This window comes from Pseudomonas sp. JBR1, from assembly GCF_028198185.1.
In the GTDB taxonomy this organism is placed as follows: Bacteria; Pseudomonadota; Gammaproteobacteria; order Pseudomonadales; family Pseudomonadaceae; genus Chryseomonas; species Chryseomonas oryzihabitans_E.
Genome location: NZ_CP116340.1, coordinates 3,322,873 through 3,339,436, shown reverse-complemented (window position 1 = coordinate 3,339,436; position 16,564 = coordinate 3,322,873). Strand labels below are relative to the sequence as shown.

Below are 16,564 nucleotides of genomic sequence, written 5' to 3'. Positions count from 1 at the left end.
GAGCCGGTCGCCCTAGCGGTCGGCTCCAGCTTCTCGAGAGAACTCCAGGATCCGGTTGCGCCCCTGCTCGGCGACCAGATAGTGGCCGTCGCCACGGCGGATCAGGGTCTGCGCCGAGCGCAGGTGCGAGAGCACCGTGACCAGGTGGCCGTCGGGCTCGACCAGCAGCACCCGGGCGCCGTGGGTGGCATCCTCGGTGATCCACAGGCCATCGGCCGAGCACTGCACGAAACCGGGGGCGTCGAGGCCCGTGGCGACCAGGGTGTCTGCACCCCCGGGTTGCCACTGCTTGACCCAGCCCTTGGCCTTTTCGGTATAGAACAGCCGGCCATCCGGGCAGCGCGCCACCCCTTCGCCTTCTTCCAGGCCCTCGCGCAGCACCGCCAGGCGTCGCTGTACCGGGTCGTAGCTGAGCAGACGCCCGCGCGGCAGGTCCTCGATGGCATAGAGGGTCTGGCCATCGGTGGCGACGCCCTCGACATCGTTACCGTCGAACAGGGCGTCGCGGTGCCCGTCGCGCAGGAGAAACACCGGCAGCGGCCCGCCTTCCTGGCTGACCACCAGACCGCCCTGGAACATCACCAGGCCATCCGGCTTGGACAGCTCGCCCAGCACCGGCTGGCGCTCGCCATTGGCCAGCAGGCGCAGCAGGCTGCCGCGGCGACTGGAGAACTCCTGGGTGACGAACAGGCTGCCATCGGCATCCAGGGCCAGGGCACTGACCATGGGGATGTCCGCGGCGAACTCCCGGTAGCTCCAGCCCGCGGCGGCACTCACCGGATGGAAATGCCGCCAGGCCGGATAGGCGAATCCCGCGGCCAGCACAACGACGCCCAGCGCCAGGCCCTGGCGCCAGCCCAGGCGCGAAATACGTCGCATGGCGACCTCTCTGGATAGAAGGAATGACCGGCCAGTCTAGCGGGCGGTGCGTGAAGATTCCGTCGCCAGCACGCCACTTGGGCGGCGGCCGGCGCGACGGAGGAGGTGCCTCAGGCGGTGAGGAAGGCCTCGGTCAGCTTGACCCAGTAGCGCGCGCCCACCGGCAGCAGGGCGTCGTTGAAGTCGTAGGCCGCGTTGTGCAGGTTGGCGCTCGGCCCGTTGCCGACGAACAGGTAGCAGCCGGGCACCTGCTGCAGCATGTAGGCGAAGTCCTCGCTGGCCGGGATGGGCGCGAAGGGATGCAGGGCCTCGGCGCCGAAGTGCTCGACCGCCACCTGGCGGGCGAAGGCGGTGGGGCTGTCATGGTTGACCAGCACCGGATAGCCACGCTGGTAGTCCAGTTCGGCCGTGGCGCCGAAGCTTTCCGCCTGGGCGCGCACCAGGGCGCCGATGCGCTGCTCCAGCAGGTCGCGGGTGCTGTCCTGGAAGGCGCGGATGGTGAGCTTCATCTCCACCGCGTCGGGGATGACGTTGGAGGCCTCGCCGCCGTGGATGCTGCCCACGGTGACCACCGCGGTGTCCAGCGGCGCCACGTTGCGCGAGACCACCGTCTGCAGCGCCATCACCGTGGCCGCGCTGGCGACGATGGGGTCGACGGCCTTGTCCGGTACCGCGCCGTGGCCGCCCTGGCCACGGATGCGCAGCAGGGCGGTATCCGAGGAGGCCATGGCGGCGCCGTCGACAAAGCAGAACTTGCCGGTGGGCACGCCGGGCATGTTGTGCAGACCGAATACCTGATCGCAGGGGAACAGCTCGAAGAGGCCGTCCTGCATCATCTTCAGGGCGCCGCCCAGGCCTTCCTCGGCTGGCTGGAAGATCAGGTGCAGGGTGCCGTCGAAGGCGCGGGTCTCGGCCAGGCAGCGGGCGGCGGTGAGCAGGGTGGTGGTGTGGCCGTCGTGACCGCAGGCGTGCATGCGTCCGGGGTGCTGGCTGGCGTAGTCGAGCCCGGTGGTTTCCAGGATCGGCAGGGCGTCCATGTCGGCGCGGATGCCCAGCACCTTACTGCCGCTGCCGGCGCGCAGGGTACCGACCACCCCGGTGCCGCCCAGGCCGCGATGGACTTCGTAGCCCCAGCCCGCGAGGGCGGCGGCCACCAGGTCGCTGGTGCGCTGCTCCTGGTAGCCCAGTTCGGGATGGCGGTGGATGTCGCGGCGCAGGGCGACCATTTCCGGCAGGTAGCCGGCGATGTGACGGGCGGTGGCGTCTTGATCCGCAGCGGTGGCAAGGCTCATGGCGATCTCTCTCAGTCCAGGTGGCGTTCGGGATAGCTCAGCAATGCCAGCCATCCTATCAGCAGCATGACGATCAGGTACCAGGCCGGGGCGAGCGGGCTGCCGGTGGCCTCGATCAGCCAGGTGGCGATGAACTGGGCGGTGCCGCCGAACAACGTCACCGCCAGGGCGTAGGTCATGGCCAGGCCCGTAGCGCGCACCGGCCGCGGCAATCCGGCGAGGATCAGCAGCAGACCGGCGGTCATGTTGACGCTCATGGCGGTGATCACCACGAAGCGAGCGGCGAAGGCCAGGCCCTGGGTGGTGGGGTCGTTCAACCAGACGAAGGCCGGGTAGATGCCCAGCAGGGCCACCGCCAGGCTGACCAGGGCCACCGGCTTGTAGCGGCCGAAGCGGTCCAGCAGCAGGCCGGCGGCCAGGGCGGCGGCCATCTGTACCGCGCTGGAGGCCACCCCGGCCAGGTAGGCGCTGGTGGCCGGCAGGCCGACGATGCGGGTCATGTAGGTGGGCATGTAGAACTGCATCAGGTAGGTCAGCAGGGTGGCCGACATCACGATCAACAGGCCCAGGCCGAAGCGCCGCGGATGCTCGCGCAGGAAGGCGCGCACCGGACCGCCCTCGACCGCGCCGGCGCCGCGCCAGGTCTCGTCCACTTGGCGGCGGATATAGAGGCCGACCGGGATGATCAGCAGCCCGACCAGGAAGGGGATACGCCAGCCCCAGGCGTGCAGCTCGGCCTCGGACAGGCTGCGGGTGAGCAGGGCGCCCAAGGCGGCGCCGAGCAGGGCACTGCCGCCCTGGCTGATCACCTGCCAGCTGACATGGAAGCCGCGCCGGCCGGGGCTGGCCGATTCCAGCAGCAGGGTGGTGGCGGCGCCTATCTCGCCGCCGGCGGAAAAGCCCTGCAGTAGGCGCCCCAGGAGCAGGATCAGCGGTGCGGCGAGGCCGATCTGGGCGTGGGTCGGGGTAAAGGCGATCAGGGCGCTGCCCAGGCCCATCAGGGAGATGGTCAGCAGCATGGCCTGCTTGCGGCCGTGACGGTCGGCATAGGCGCCCAGCACCATGCTGCCCAGCGGCCGCATGACGAAGCCGACGCCAAAGACCCCGACCGCCATCAGCAGCGAGCCGTAGGGGGTATCCGAGGGGAAATAGAGCTGGCCGATGATGGCGGCGAAAAAGCTGAACACCGTGAAGTCGAACATCTCCAGGCCGTTGCCGAGGCTGGCCGCGGCGATCAGCTTGGCGCGCGAGGGCGGGGCGGTGGTTGCCTGAGCGGCCGGGGTGGAGGACGTCGGAAGAGCCTGGGCCATGGTGCGTTCCTCTGCACTGAGATGAATGCGTAGCTATGCAAATGATGGTCCGGTACGCGAGAGTCGCAAGGCAGAGCCCTGGCGCCGGACGAGTGGTCGCTGCCTGCGCCAGCCTGGTGCAGGAAGCGGCGTCCTTGCAGCCTAGTCGAAGCGCCGAGTGCGGCTGGCGCTCTCTCATAAATCCGTCACAATGCCCGCCTAGAGTGCCCGCTTGCGCCTGAGCGTCGGCGGCCCAGGCCCGTCTCCCATCCCCGCGAGGAATCCGGCATGTACGTCAAAGGTCCGCTGACCGCTGTGGCGCTCGCTCTGGCGCTGAGTGGCACGACCGCTCGGGCCGAGGGCGTCGACCCGGCCATCCCCGACTACCAGAAGGTGAGCGGGGTCTCCGGCAACCTGTCGAGCGTGGGTTCCGACACCCTGGCCAACCTGGTGACGCTCTGGGCCGAGAGCTACAAGCGCGAGTATCCCAACCTCAACATCCAGATCCAGGCGGCCGGCTCGTCCACCGCGCCGCCGGCGCTCATCGAGGGCACGGCCAGCATCGGCCCCATGAGTCGCAAGATGAAGGACGCCGAGTTGCAGGCCTTCGAGCAGCGTTTCGGCTACCAGCCCACCGCGGTGCCGGTAGCCATCGATGCCCTGGCGATCTTCGTCAACAAGGACAACCCGCTGCGCCAGCTGACCCTGGAGCAGGTCGATGCGATCTTTTCCAGCACCCGCCTCTGCGGTGGCCCACGCGAACTCAAGACCTGGGGTGACCTGGGGCTGACCGGTGACTGGGCCAAGCGGCCGATCCAGCGATTCGGTCGCAATTCGGTGTCGGGCACCTACGGCTATTTCAAGGAAGCGGCGCTGTGCCGTGGCGACTTCCGCGCCAACGTCAACGAACAGCCCGGGTCGGCCTCGGTGGTCCAGGCCATCAGCCAGTCCCTCGGTGGCATCGGCTACTCCGGCATCGGCTACCAGACCGCCAGCGTCCACACCGTGGCCCTGGCCCGGCAAGGCACCACCGACTACGTCGAGGACAACCAGGAAAACACCCTGTCCGGGCGCTATCCCCTGGCGCGCTATCTCTACGTCTATGTGAACAAGGCGCCCAATCGCCCGCTCGACCCCCTGGAAGGGGAATTCCTGCGGCTGATCCTCTCGCGCAAGGGGCAGGAGGCCGTGGTCAAGGATGGCTACATTCCCTTGCCGGCCCCGGTGGTGCAGCAGGCGTTGAAGACCCTGGGCTACTGAGCGCCTGGCGCCCTGTCGCTGCCACGGTGGTAGCGGCTGCGGCCGCCCATTCGCTGTAACCTTTCTGTCACACGACGTGATTAGGCTCTGCGCCATGAAATCCCCGGTACCCCCGTCCCTGCCCGATCCTCGCGGCCCTGCTCGGCTGGACTTCAACACGCCCGCACTACGCCGGCGGCGACGTTGGCGGGCCCTGCAGGATCGACTGGTACGAGGGTCCGTGCTGGTGGGCGGCCTTGCCGTCCTGGCCACCATCACCCTGATCTTCTTCTATCTGGCCTATGTGGTACTGCCGCTGTTGCGTGGCGCCAGTCTCGAAGCGCAGCCGCTGCCCCAGCCCAGCTGGTTGGCCGCCGCTGGCGCACCGCTGCTGTTGGGTATCGATGAGCAGAATCGCCTTGGCCTGCACCTCTCCAGCGCTGGCGAGGCGGTGTTCTTCACCCTGGCCGACGGCCAGCCGATCACGCGCGAGCGCCTGCCGCTGCCGCCCGGGGTGGCCATCACCAGCCAGGCCCAGGACGCCCCTCGCGGGCTGATCGCCCTGGGCCTGTCCGACGGCCGCGTGCTGGTGGCGCACAAGCGCTATGTCTCCCGCTATCCCCAGGGTAGCCGTGTCATCACCCCCGAGCTCGACTTCCCCTACGGGCGCGAGCCGCTGGACCTGGGCGCTCCGCGCGTGGCCCTGGACCGCGTCGCCATTGCCGGTGACGATGACCTGCTGGTGCTCGCCGGCGCCCAGGGCAATCGGGTAACGGCGCTGCGACTCGCCGGACTGGCGCCACCGGTGACCGGCGGCGCAGCGAGCCCGGTGCGGAGCTCTACCCAATTCGGTCCACTCAATGCCGCCGCCAAAGCCCTCTACCTGGACCCGCGCGGCCATTGGCTCTATGCCCTCAATGGCCGCGCCCAGGCGGATGTCTTCGATCTGCGCGACGGCAGTCTCAACGGCCACTACAAGCTGCTCGACGCAGCCGATGACGAGATCACCGCCAGCGCCCAGCTGCTAGGCGGCGTGTCACTGCTGGTGGGCACCGCCAAGGGCGGCATCGGCCAATGGTTCATGGTCCGCGGCCCGGATGGCGAGCCGGTGCTGCGGCACATCCGCAGCTTCCAGCTGGGCGCTGCGCCCATCGTCCAGCTGGTGCCCGAACAGCGGCGCAAGGGCTTTCTGGCGCTGGACGCCACAGGCGAGCTCGGCGTCTTCCACAGCACCGCCGGGCGTACCCTGCTGCGCGAGCAGATCGCGCCGACTGCCGGGATGCTGGCCCTGTCGCCCCGGGCCGATCGCCTGCTGCTGGAAGCGGACGGCCGGCTGCTCGGCTTCAAGCTGGACAATCCGCACCCGGAAGTCTCCTGGTCGGCGCTGTGGGGCAAGGTCTGGTACGAGAATTACGAGGCGCCGGCGCGGGTCTGGCAGTCGAGTGCGGCCACCACTGATTTCGAACCCAAGCTGAGCCTGGCACCGCTGACCTTCGGCACCCTCAAGGCGGCCTTCTACGCCATGCTGTTCGCCGCGCCCCTGGCCATCGCCGCGGCGGTCTACACCGCCTACTTCATGGCGCCGCGCATGAGGCGCACGGTCAAGCCGGTCATCGAGCTGATGGAGGCCCTGCCCACGGTGATCCTCGGCTTCTTCGCCGGCCTGTTCCTGGCGCCCTTCGTGGAAAATCACCTGCCGGGGCTGTTCAGCCTGCTATTGCTCCTGCCGCTGGGCATCCTGGCAGCGAGTTTCGGCTGGTCGCGGCTGCCGCTAAGTCTGCGCGAGCGGATCCCGGAGGGCTGGGAGAGCCTGCTGCTGCTGCCGGTGGTGCTGCTGACCACGGCGCTGGCACTCTCGCTCAGTCCCTGGCTGGAAGAGCTGCTGTTCGCCGGCGACCTGCGTCTCTGGCTGAGCCAGGAGCTGGGCATCGCCTACGACCAGCGCAACGCCCTGATCGTCGGGCTGGCCATGGGCTTCGCCGTCATTCCCAACACCTTCTCCATCGCCGAGGACGCCATCTACAGCGTGCCGCGCAGCCTGACCCTGGGCTCCCTGGCCCTGGGCGCTACCCCCTGGCAGACCCTGACGCGGGTGGTGCTGCTCACCGCCAGCCCCGGCATCTTCTCGGCGCTGATGATCGGCCTGGGCCGCGCCGTGGGCGAGACCATGATCGTGCTCATGGCCACCGGCAACACCCCGATCATGGATGCCAACCTGTTCGAGGGCATGCGTACCCTGGCCGCCAACATCGCCGTCGAGATGCCCGAATCCGAGGTGGGCGGCACCCATTACCGGCTGCTGTTCCTGGCCGCGCTGGTGCTGCTCAGCTTCACCTTCCTGATGAATACCCTGGCCGAGCTGATCCGCCAGCGGCTGAGGAAAAAGTATGCGGCGCTCTGAATCAAGCGCGTCGCAGGGACGAGGCGTCGTGAAGCGGCGCTCTCTTGGCCACTGGCTGCGCGGCGGCGCGCCTGGCGTCTGGCTCACCGGCGGCGCGGTGGCCATCGCCGTGCTCATGACCCTGGGGCTGATCGGCATCATCGCCGTGCGCGGCCTGGCGCATTTCTGGCCGGCCGAGGTGGTGCAGGCGCGCTATACGCCGCCGGGTCTCGAACCGCGGCTGGTGCTGGGCGAGGTGGTGGAGCGCGAAGCGGTACCGGCGGCGCGTCTGCAGAGTGCCGGAATGACCTTGCCGGCTGGCGGCGGTGAAACCCTGACCCGCGAACTCTTCAAGCTGGGCAATCGCGACCTCTATGGCAGCGATTTCGTCTGGCTGATCGGTGACTGGCTGCAGGATCGGCAGACCCCCGCCGACGTTCTGGTGCTGGAGCGCCGCGAATGGGGCAACTTCTACGGCTATGCGCTGGAGGTGCGCGAAGAGGGGCGCCAGGTGGCCAAGGGCGCGGCGGCCGTGCCCGAATTGCAGCGCCGGCTGCTGCGCACCCGTGACCTGAGCGAGCGCCTGGAGCGCCTGGAAAAGCATGACATTGGCAGCGTCAATCATGCGCTGGAGCGGCTGCGCCTGGAGGGCCGTGGCCTGGAGCTGGACGGCCGCCTCGATGCCACCGCCCAGGCCGATCTCGCCGCGCGCCGCACCGAGCTCGAAGCGCGTTACAGCGACCTGGAAGATCAGCTGGCCGGCCTGCGCCAGGAGCGGCGGCGCGACAGCGTGGTGCTGCGCGACGTCGAGGGCCGCACCCTGGAGCTCAACCTTGCCCGCATCGTGCGCGCCTACCAGCCCAACGCCATGGGCGTGGGCGCCAAGCTCGGCTTCTATGGCAGCAGGCTGTGGGAGTTCCTCAGCGCGGATCCGCGCGAGGCCAACACCGAGGGCGGCGTCTTCCCGGCCATCTTCGGCACCGTGATGATGACCCTGCTGATGGCGGTGATCGTCACCCCCTTTGGCGTCATCGCCGCCATCTACCTGCGCGAATACGCTCGCCAGGGGCCACTGACCCGCACCATCCGCATCGCCGTCAACAACCTCGCCGGGGTGCCGGCCATCGTCTATGGCGTCTTCGGCCTGGGCTTCTTCGTCTATGTGCTGGGCGGCTCCCTGGACCAGCTGTTCTTCCAGGCCAGCCTGCCCGCGCCGACCTTTGGCACCCCGGGCCTGCTATGGGCCTCGCTGACCCTGGCGATCCTCGCGGTACCGGTGGTGATCGTCGCCACCGAGGAGGGCCTGGCACGGATTCCCCGCAGCATCCGCGAAGGCTCCCTGGCGCTGGGCGCCACCCAGGCCGAGACCCTGTGGAAGGTGGTGCTGCCGCTGGCCAGCCCGGCGATGATGACCGGTCTGATCCTGGCGATGGCCCGGGCCGCCGGCGAGGTGGCGCCGCTGATGCTGGTGGGGGTGGTCAAGCTGGCGCCCTCGCTGCCGCTGGACGGCAACTATCCCTATCTGCACCTGGACCAGAAGATCATGCACCTGGGCTTCCACATCTATGACGTTGGCTTCCAGAGCCCCAACGTGGAAGCCGCCCGCCCGCTGGTCTACGCCACCGCGCTATTGCTGGTGCTGGTGATCGCCGGGCTGAATGTGTCCGCCGTGTTGCTGCGCAACCGGCTGCGCGAAAAATACCGGCTGCTGGAAGATTAACGGCCACGGCCGAGGAGACCCCATGCCTTCCGATTCCTCCATCTTCAGAACCGCCGCCGCCTACGCGGCCAGCGCCCAGCCGGCGGCGAGCGAAGGTGGCGTGGCCCTGTCGGTGCCGCGGCTCAACCTCTTTTACGGAAAGAAGCAGGTGCTGCAGGACATCGCCCTGGAGATCCCGCGCCAGCGCGTCACCGCCTTCATCGGTCCCAGCGGCTGTGGCAAGTCGACCCTGCTGCGCTGCTTCAATCGCATGAACGATCTGGTGGAAGACTGCCGCATCGAGGGCGAAATCCTGCTCGATGGCCAGAACATCTATGCCCGCGGCACCGAGATCGCCGAGCTGCGGCGGCGGGTGGGCATGGTGTTCCAGAAGCCCAATCCCTTTCCCAAGAGCATCTACGAAAACGTGGTCTATGGCCTGCGCATCCAGGGCATCAAGCAGAAGCGGGTGCTCGACGAGGCGGTGGAATGGGCGCTGCACGGCGCGGCGCTGTGGGACGAGGTCAAGGACCGTCTGCACGAGTCCGCCCTGGGCCTCTCCGGCGGCCAGCAGCAGCGGCTGGTGATCGCCCGCACCATCGCCGTGCAGCCCGACGTGCTGCTGCTCGACGAACCGTGCTCGGCGCTGGACCCCATCTCCACCCTCAAGGTGGAAGAGCTGATCCACGAACTGAAACAGCGCTACACCATCGTCATCGTCACCCACAACATGCAGCAGGCGGCGCGGGTGTCCGACTACACCGCCTTCATGTACATGGGCCAGCTGGTCGAACACGGCGACACCGATACCCTCTTCACCAATCCGGCGAAGCGGCAGACCGAAGACTACATCACCGGCCGCTACGGCTAGTTCCAGGCAGACCGGTGCCCACCCGGCGACTCGATCCTCTCAGGCAGGACTGACAGCATGATCAACAAAGACGGTCACACGCAGCACATCTCCCAGCAATACAACGTCGAACTGGAGGAGGTCCGCAGTCACCTGCTGGCCATGGGCGGTCTGGTGGAAAAGCAGGTCAGCGACGCCGTGCGCGCGGTGATCGACGCCGATGCCGGTCTGGCTCGCCAGGTGCGCACCATCGACGACCAGATCGACATCATGGAGCGCGGCATCGACGAGGAATGCCTGCGCATCCTGGCCCGCCGTCAGCCGGCTGCATCCGACCTGCGCCTGATCATCAGCATCTCCAAGTCGGTGATCGACCTGGAGCGCATCGGTGACGAAGCCTCGAAGATCGCCCGCCGTGCCATCGAGCTGACCGAGGACGGCGAGGCCCCGCGTGGCTACGTCGAGGTCCGCCACATCGGCGAGCAGGTGCGCAAGATGGTCCACCAGTCGCTGGACGCCTTCGCCCGCTTCGACGCCGAGCTGGCCCTGTCGGTGGCCCAGTACGACAAGCTGATCGACCGCGAGTACAAGTCCGCCCTGCGCGAGCTGGCCACCTACATGATGGAAGACCCGCGCTCCATCTCCCGGGTACTGAGCATCATCTGGGTACTGCGCTCCCTGGAGCGGGTCGGCGACCATGCGCGCAACATCGCCGAACTGGTGATCTACCTGGTGCAGGGTACCGATGTACGGCACATGGGCCTCAAGCGCATGGCCGAAGAGGTCAACCGGTCGCGGGAATGATCCGCCCGGTCACTCCCCGGGTAGCGTCCCGGAGCTGCCTGCTATGCTGCAAGACTTGGCATGGAGTGACCGATGAGCAAGTTGAACGTACTGGTTGTGGACGATGCGCCCTTCATCCGCGATCTGATCAAGAAGGGCCTGCGCAATCTGTTTCCCGGGCTCGTGGTGGATGAGGCGGCCGATGGTCGCCGCGCCCAGACGATACTCGGCAAGCAGCGTTTCGACCTCATCCTCTGCGACTGGGAAATGCCCGGCATGACCGGCCTGGAACTGCTGACCTGGTTTCGTGCCCAGCCGGACCACAAGGGCGTGCCCTTCATCATGGTCACCAGCCGCGGCGACAAGGAAAACGTCGTCCAGGCCATCCAGGCCGGCGTGTCCGACTACATGGGCAAGCCCTTCTCCAACGAGCAACTGGCCGCCAAGGTCAAGAAGGCCCTGCAGCGCACCGGCAAGCTGGCCGAGCTGCAGGCCGGGGCCCAACCGCGCCCGGCCACCGGTTTCGCCAACGATTCTCTCGGTGCCCTGACCGCCGGCCGCAGCGAGGTGGTCCAGCCGACCGCCGCGCCCGCCGCCGCACCGGTCGCTTCCTCCAGTGCCGCCTTGCTCACTGGCGCTGCGCCGTCGGCTCCCACCCGGGGCAAGGCCGCTCCCAACTTCGGTCAGGGGCAACTGCGTCTGCCCAACGCCAGCATGGCCTGCCTGATCAAGGCCATCAGCATCAAGGAGGCCCTGCTGGTGGTCCGTCGGGGTGATCCGCTACCGCAAATCCTGGAAACTGCCGTGCTCGATTTGGAGCAGGGCGAAGACGGCGGTGACGTGGCACGTCTCAACGGCTACCTGCATTCGCTGACCGCGGTGGAAGCGACGCCGGCCAGCGAGTGGGTGCAGGTCAATTTCCGCTTCATCGACCGTGACCCGGCCAAGCTCGACTATCTGTCGCGGCTGATCGCCAAGGGCACCGCTCAGCGGCACTACGTGCCGGGCGCCTAGGGCAGGGTGGCGCCATGAGGGGGCTGGCACGGAGACTGCTTGACGCGGTGATACCGCGGATTTCTGACGCCCTGCCCATGCCCCTCGTCCACCGCCTGTTGCTGCTGTCGCTCGCGCTGTCCGGTACCGCCCTGGCGGCGCCCATCTACAAGTACGTCGATGCCAATGGCGTGGTCACCTACACCGACAAGGCGCAGAAGGGCGCCAAGGTGATGACCTTCAGCGACGATCCCATCGAGCGGCTGGACCAGCGGGTCAAGCTACAACCGCGGCACTATGCCGGTGGCACGGTGCTGGAGGTGCGCAACGACAGTTTCCTGCCGGTGACCGTGACCCTGCGCCTCTCGGCGTTGCAGAACGTCAGCGGCGTGGGCGAGGCGCCGATCCGTAAGGTGCTGCCGGCGCGCAGCTTGACCCGCCTGGCTACCCTGGTCGCCCCCGATCCGAACCGCCCGCAGCGCTACACCCCCCAGCTCACCACCCTGATGGGTAGCGCCACGCCGGTCTTCACCGCGGGCTTCGCCTATCCCTTGCCCTGGCTGGGCGGGCCCTTCAGCGTCAGCCAGGGCGCTGGCGGCGGTTTCAGCCACCACACCCCCAAGAGTCGCTATGCGGTGGACATCGCCATGCCCGAGGGTACGCCCATCGTGGTCTCGCGCAGCGGCCAGGTGGTCGAGGTGGAGAACGGCCAGGACGGCCGCGGCAACCATCCTTCCGGCAACTTCGTCCGTATCCTCCACGACGACGGCACCATGAGCGTCTATCTGCACCTGCAGCGCGGCTCGATCAAGGTCAGCGAAGGGCAGTGGGTGCGTACCGGCCAGGCGCTGGCGGCTTCCGGCAACACCGGACGCAGCACCGGGCCGCACCTGCATTTCGTGGTTCAGCGCAATACCGGCGAGGCCGTCGAGTCCATTCCCTTCCGCTTCGCCCAGGCGGTGGACAGCCTGCCGAATTTCGCCGTCGGCGGTCCCTGATCCTTGGCGCTTGTCAGATAGAACCCGCTAGCCCTGGGCGTTGAGATACTCGCTGGGCGATACGCCCAGCACCCGGCGAAACATCCGGGTAAAGGCCGAGGGTGAGGCATAGCCCAGATCCAGGGCGACGCGGGTCACCGGCTCGCCGGCGGCCAGGCGTGGCAGGGCCAGCATCAGCCGGGTGTGCTGGCGCCAGGTGGAGAAGCTGGTGCCGGTTTCCTTGAGGAAGAGTCGCGCCAGGCTGCGCGAGCAGAGGTGCAGCTGCTGCGCCCAGGTCTCCAGCGCCGTGTCGTTGGCGGGATCGGCGTGCAGGCTGGTCTGGATGGTCTGCAGCCGGCGATCGGCCAGCGCCGGCAGGTGCAGCGCGGTCTCTTCGAGAAACACCAGTTCCGCCAGCATCAGCGCCCGCACATGCCCGCCCAGCTCTGCCTCACCATAGGAGGCGCCGCCCCGGCGCAGGCAGCGCAGCAGTTCGCGCAGCAGTGGCGAGATGAGCACCATGCGGGTGGCCGATTGGGGGCAGGGTAGGCTACTCGGCAGCTCGATCACCACCACCTGCAGGGTGGCTTCGCCATTGGCCCGCGCCTGGTGCTCGATGCGCGGTGGAATCCAGATCGCCTGCTTGGGCGGGACGTACCAGACCCCTTCGTGAGTGGTGACCTCCAGCACGCCGTTGACCGTGTACATCAGGTGCGCCTGATCGTGGACATGCGGCGGCCACACCTGGCCATGGACGAAGGTGTTGAGCTGGGACACCAGGGGCCCGGCGGCGGGGACGGGGGCGTCCGCGGCCACGCTCCGCGCCGGGTCGATTGTCTGTTCCTGCATAGCGGCTGTCCGTTTCGGTTGGGCATCGTCAAGGCGCTAGGGCCTAACCTGCAGCACTATGGCCGGAGCATTAGGCGAGCCCAGGGGTGATCCCTCTGCACGCCGAAGACATGCCTCTCGCGGGAGTGTCGCACAGAACACCCGCCGCTTGGCTGACCTGCCTGAACCGTCAGGCCTGTATTTTGAACTACCGTCCGATCGGTGACAGCGTGGCACAGGGATTTGAGTGCCTCGCTTTTTTATTCATGACGATGCTTTGCCAGCGGCTTCACAAAGCCAAGGTTTGGGCATCGCTCACGCGCTGCGGCTTTGTTAGCGTCTGTCCTTGCCCATCATGGTGGCCCTATGCCATGGACCGACGCCTGACCGCCCTGATCACCTGCCTGACCCTCGCCCTGGCCGTGCCCGCCGTTGCACCGGCCGCCGAGTCGGCGACCCTGACCAAGACCTCCGCCAAGAGCCAGGCCCGCAAGGGGCAGGTCAGGCTGAAGGTACGCAATGCCAGCGAGGGTCGCATCTTCGAAGTCCGCAACGATTTCGACGTACCCGTACGCGTCGAACTGCGCCTGCAACGCACCGTGAACGTGGCCGGCGCCGAACGGCCGATCCGTCAGGTCGTGGCGCCGCGCTCCACCGTGCAGCTGGCGGTGATTCGCAAGCGCCAGCAGGGCTTTCCCATGCACTTCGACCAGTCGTTCAACTATAGCCCGCAGCTGGCCGTCGGCACCCTGCCGCCGCTGGCGGACGGCGCTCCGAGCGCGACCGGCAGCGGACTGGGCTACGGTTACGCCTGGCCCTGGCGGGAGGGGAACTACTACGTGACCCAGGGCGCCGGGGGTGATTTCAGTCACCACACGCCCAAGGGCCGCTATGCAGTGGACATCGCCATGCCCGAGGGCACGCCGATCAGCGCCGCCCGCGCCGGCACGGTGATCGACGTGGAAAACGGCCAGTTCGGCCATGGCCCCAGTCCGTCGGGTAACTTCGTGCGCATCGCCCACGAAGATGGCAGTCAGAGCGCCTATCTGCACCTGCGCCGCGGCTCGGTCAAGGTGCGTCCCGGCGAGCGGGTGGAGATCGGTACGCCCCTGGCGGAGTCCGGCAATACCGGACGCAGCACCGGCCCCCATCTGCACTTCGTGGTCCAGGCTCGCGAAGGCGGCGAAATGGTCTCCATTCCCTTCCGCTTCGTGCGGCCGCTGGCGGCGCTGCCCAACATGGCGCTGGGCGACCGCTGAGTCCCACGGTAAAGGCGTTCCTGCCATAGCGTCGCCGCCTGTCTGGCAGGCGGTCAGGGGCGCCGCCGCGCTTAGAAATCCATTGCCAGGCACCGGGCAGGTGGCGTTATGCTATCACTTGCCTTTTCCCGTCTAGCCCGCTGGTCTTCCAGCTGCCTATCTCTCTCCAGGCCGTGGACGCTGCCCATGAATGGACTTTTAGTCGCCTTGCGCGCCTGTAGGCATCGCCATGCTCTCTGTCTGTTGCTGCTGTTGGTCGCCTTCGACTGCCGGGCGCAGGTGCTGCTGCTCGACGATCCCGCCCGCACCTACGATCCGCGGCCAGTATTGGAAATCCTCAAGGCGCCGGCCAGCCTGAGTTTCGCCGAGGCCGCCGCCCGACCCAGCGGAACGGAACAGGGCTGGCATGCGCCTGGCGTGCTGGAGATGCTGCTTCACGACGGGCGCCAGGGACTCTGGCTGCGCTTTCGCATCCAGGGGCGCGATGACCAGGCCTGGTGGCTGATTCCCAGCTGGCCGGTGCTGGATCGGCTCGACGTGCGCACGCGCGACAGCGCTGGCCGCTGGAGCCCGCTGCAACGGAGCGGCATCGCCTTGCCGACAGCGGCGCGAGCCCTGCCTGGCCGCCAGCTGATGTTCGCCCTTACGCCAAAGGCCGGCGCCGTGGAAGAGGTCTATCTGCGCCTGGAGTCGCGCGAGACCTTCATCCTGCCGCTGCGCCTGGTGACGCCGACCGTCTATCTGAAGGAAGCCCAGCAGGATGCCTGGCTGATCGGCGGCTTCTTTGGTGGTCTGTTCACCATCCTGTTGCTGACCCTCACGCTGTGGAGCTTCGGGCGTCGCTCGGGCTTTGGCTGGTATGCCCTCTATCTGCTCAGCGTCATCGGGTATCAGGCGGTGACCACCGGCTACGGCGCCTGGCTGCTCTGGCCGGACAGTCCGGCCTTCGGCCTGCGTGCCCACCTGGTGTGTGCCGCCCTGTGCTTCCTGAGCGCGGGCCTGTTCGTCCGCTATCTGCTCAGTCTCTATCACGGTGGCCGCTGGATCGACTTTGGCAATCGCCTGCTCATCGGCTATTGGAGCGTGGCGCTGGTCGTCGCGCTGTTCTGGCCGAATCTGCTGAGCTTCCAGGAACTGCTCGGCATGATGGCGCTGAGTTGCCTGGGCCTGCTGGGCACCACCTCGTACCTGGCGCTGCATGGCAATCGCATGGCGCTGTGGTTCAGCGCCGCCTGGGCGTTGCTGCTGCTGGGCAGTCTGGTCCAGTTGCTGGCGGTCGCGGGTTGGCTGGCGCCGACGAGCCTGGCCTTCCACGGTCAGATGACCGGCTTCGCGCTGGGCTTCGTGGTCCTGTCCATAGGGCTCAGCGAGGGCCTCAGCCTGCGACGGCGCGCGCGGATCGAGGCGCAGCGCCAGGCGCTGGAAGCCTCTACCGCCCTGACGCGGGAGCGAGAGGCCTCATTTGTCGAGCTGGAACTGCGAGTGGCGCTGCGCACGGTGGAGTTGCAGCAGGCCAAGGCCGCGCTGGAGCGATTGAATCGGGAGCTGCTGCATCAGAGCCAGACCGATCCCCTGACCGGGCTGAGCAATCGCCGGCATTTCGAGCGGGTCTTCCAGCAGGAGATCCGGCGCGCCATTCGCGCGGAGCGTCCATTGGCGGTGCTGCTGCTGGACATCGATCATTTCAAGGCGGTCAACGACACCCATGGCCATACCCTGGGTGATGAATGCCTGAAGTGCGTGGCCGAGGTGCTGGGCCGGCACACCCAGCGTGCCGGTGAGGTAGCGGCGCGCTACGGCGGCGAGGAGTTCGTCATCGCCTTGCCAGGCAGCGACCTGGCGGCGGCCCAGGTGCTGGCGGAGCGCATCCGTCAGGAGGTGGCGGGGTTGGAGCTGGAAGCCGAGCAGGGGCGGTTGCGGCTGTCGCTCAGTCTTGGCGTCGCGGTGGCCGTGCCGAGCAACCTCGAACACGGCCTGGGACTGCTAGAAGATGCCGATCGGGCGCTCTATGCCGCCAAGCGCGGCGGCCGAAACCGCGTCTGCCTGAGCGATGGCCTGCCGGGGCTGGGCAGCGGCCGCGGCTGAGGGCGCCCCTT

The 16,564-nt window shown here is 67.9% G+C and carries 13 protein-coding genes; 9 read left to right on the top strand and 4 right to left on the bottom strand.

Features of this window, described 5'->3' with window-relative positions; all coding sequences use genetic code 11:
* Nucleotides 1-12 precede the first annotated feature (12 nt).
* From PJ259_RS15410 to PJ259_RS15400, 3 genes are all read right to left on the bottom strand, one after another.
* Nucleotides 13-879: a hypothetical protein gene (locus tag PJ259_RS15410; protein WP_271653393.1), complete on the bottom strand. Its 867-nt coding sequence runs from the start codon at nt 877-879 to the stop codon at nt 13-15.
* A gap of 110 nt (nt 880-989) precedes the next feature.
* Complete coding sequence (locus tag PJ259_RS15405; RefSeq protein WP_271653392.1) at nt 990-2,171, bottom strand: M20 aminoacylase family protein; 1,182 nt, start codon at nt 2,169-2,171, stop codon at nt 990-992.
* A gap of 11 nt (nt 2,172-2,182) precedes the next feature.
* Nucleotides 2,183-3,481 carry an MFS transporter gene (locus PJ259_RS15400; RefSeq protein WP_271653391.1) on the bottom strand — a complete coding sequence of 433 codons (1,299 nt, stop codon included), beginning with the start codon at nt 3,479-3,481 and terminating at the stop codon, nt 2,183-2,185.
* Nucleotides 3,482-3,748: 267 nt separating this feature from the next.
* Between PJ259_RS15400 and PJ259_RS15395 the strand changes: the two genes are divergently transcribed.
* The 7 genes from PJ259_RS15395 to PJ259_RS15365 all read left to right on the top strand — a co-directional run bounded on the left by PJ259_RS15395 (nt 3,749) and on the right by PJ259_RS15365 (nt 12,402).
* On the top strand, nt 3,749-4,720 hold the full coding sequence (locus PJ259_RS15395) for a PstS family phosphate ABC transporter substrate-binding protein (RefSeq protein ID WP_059316664.1): 972 nt from the start codon (nt 3,749-3,751) through the stop codon (nt 4,718-4,720).
* 94 nt (nt 4,721-4,814) lie between these two features.
* Nucleotides 4,815-7,100, top strand: a complete 2,286-nt coding sequence (locus tag PJ259_RS15390) for an ABC transporter permease subunit (protein ID WP_271653390.1) — start codon at nt 4,815-4,817, stop codon at nt 7,098-7,100.
* A 28-nt stretch (nt 7,101-7,128) separates the two neighbouring features.
* Complete coding sequence (gene pstA, locus PJ259_RS15385; protein WP_271653389.1) at nt 7,129-8,799, top strand: phosphate ABC transporter permease PstA; 1,671 nt, start codon at nt 7,129-7,131, stop codon at nt 8,797-8,799.
* A gap of 22 nt (nt 8,800-8,821) precedes the next feature.
* The gene (pstB, locus tag PJ259_RS15380; RefSeq protein WP_156428981.1) at nt 8,822-9,649 is read left to right on the top strand and encodes a phosphate ABC transporter ATP-binding protein PstB; all 828 of its coding nucleotides are present in this window, start codon (nt 8,822-8,824) and stop codon (nt 9,647-9,649) included.
* Nucleotides 9,650-9,706: 57 nt separating this feature from the next.
* On the top strand, nt 9,707-10,432 hold the full coding sequence (phoU, locus tag PJ259_RS15375; protein ID WP_059316661.1) for a phosphate signaling complex protein PhoU: 726 nt from the start codon (nt 9,707-9,709) through the stop codon (nt 10,430-10,432).
* Between the two features lie 72 nt (nt 10,433-10,504).
* Nucleotides 10,505-11,425: a response regulator gene (locus PJ259_RS15370; RefSeq protein ID WP_271653388.1), complete on the top strand. Its 921-nt coding sequence runs from the start codon at nt 10,505-10,507 to the stop codon at nt 11,423-11,425.
* 77 nt (nt 11,426-11,502) lie between these two features.
* Nucleotides 11,503-12,402 (top strand): peptidoglycan DD-metalloendopeptidase family protein, encoded by a 900-nt coding sequence (locus PJ259_RS15365; protein ID WP_271653387.1) that lies wholly within the window; start codon nt 11,503-11,505, stop codon nt 12,400-12,402.
* A 27-nt stretch (nt 12,403-12,429) separates the two neighbouring features.
* On the opposite strand, the gene PJ259_RS15360 is transcribed toward PJ259_RS15365, so the two are convergent.
* Nucleotides 12,430-13,230 carry a helix-turn-helix transcriptional regulator gene (locus PJ259_RS15360; RefSeq protein ID WP_271653386.1) on the bottom strand — a complete coding sequence of 267 codons (801 nt, stop codon included), beginning with the start codon at nt 13,228-13,230 and terminating at the stop codon, nt 12,430-12,432.
* Between the two features lie 350 nt (nt 13,231-13,580).
* On the opposite strand from PJ259_RS15360, the gene PJ259_RS15355 reads away from it, so the two are divergent.
* Nucleotides 13,581-14,468 (top strand): M23 family metallopeptidase, encoded by an 888-nt coding sequence (locus tag PJ259_RS15355; RefSeq protein WP_271653385.1) that lies wholly within the window; start codon nt 13,581-13,583, stop codon nt 14,466-14,468.
* Nucleotides 14,469-14,654: 186 nt separating this feature from the next.
* Nucleotides 14,655-16,553, top strand: a complete 1,899-nt coding sequence (locus PJ259_RS15350; RefSeq protein WP_271653384.1) for a sensor domain-containing diguanylate cyclase — start codon at nt 14,655-14,657, stop codon at nt 16,551-16,553.
* The last annotated feature ends 11 nt before the right edge of the window (nt 16,554-16,564 follow it).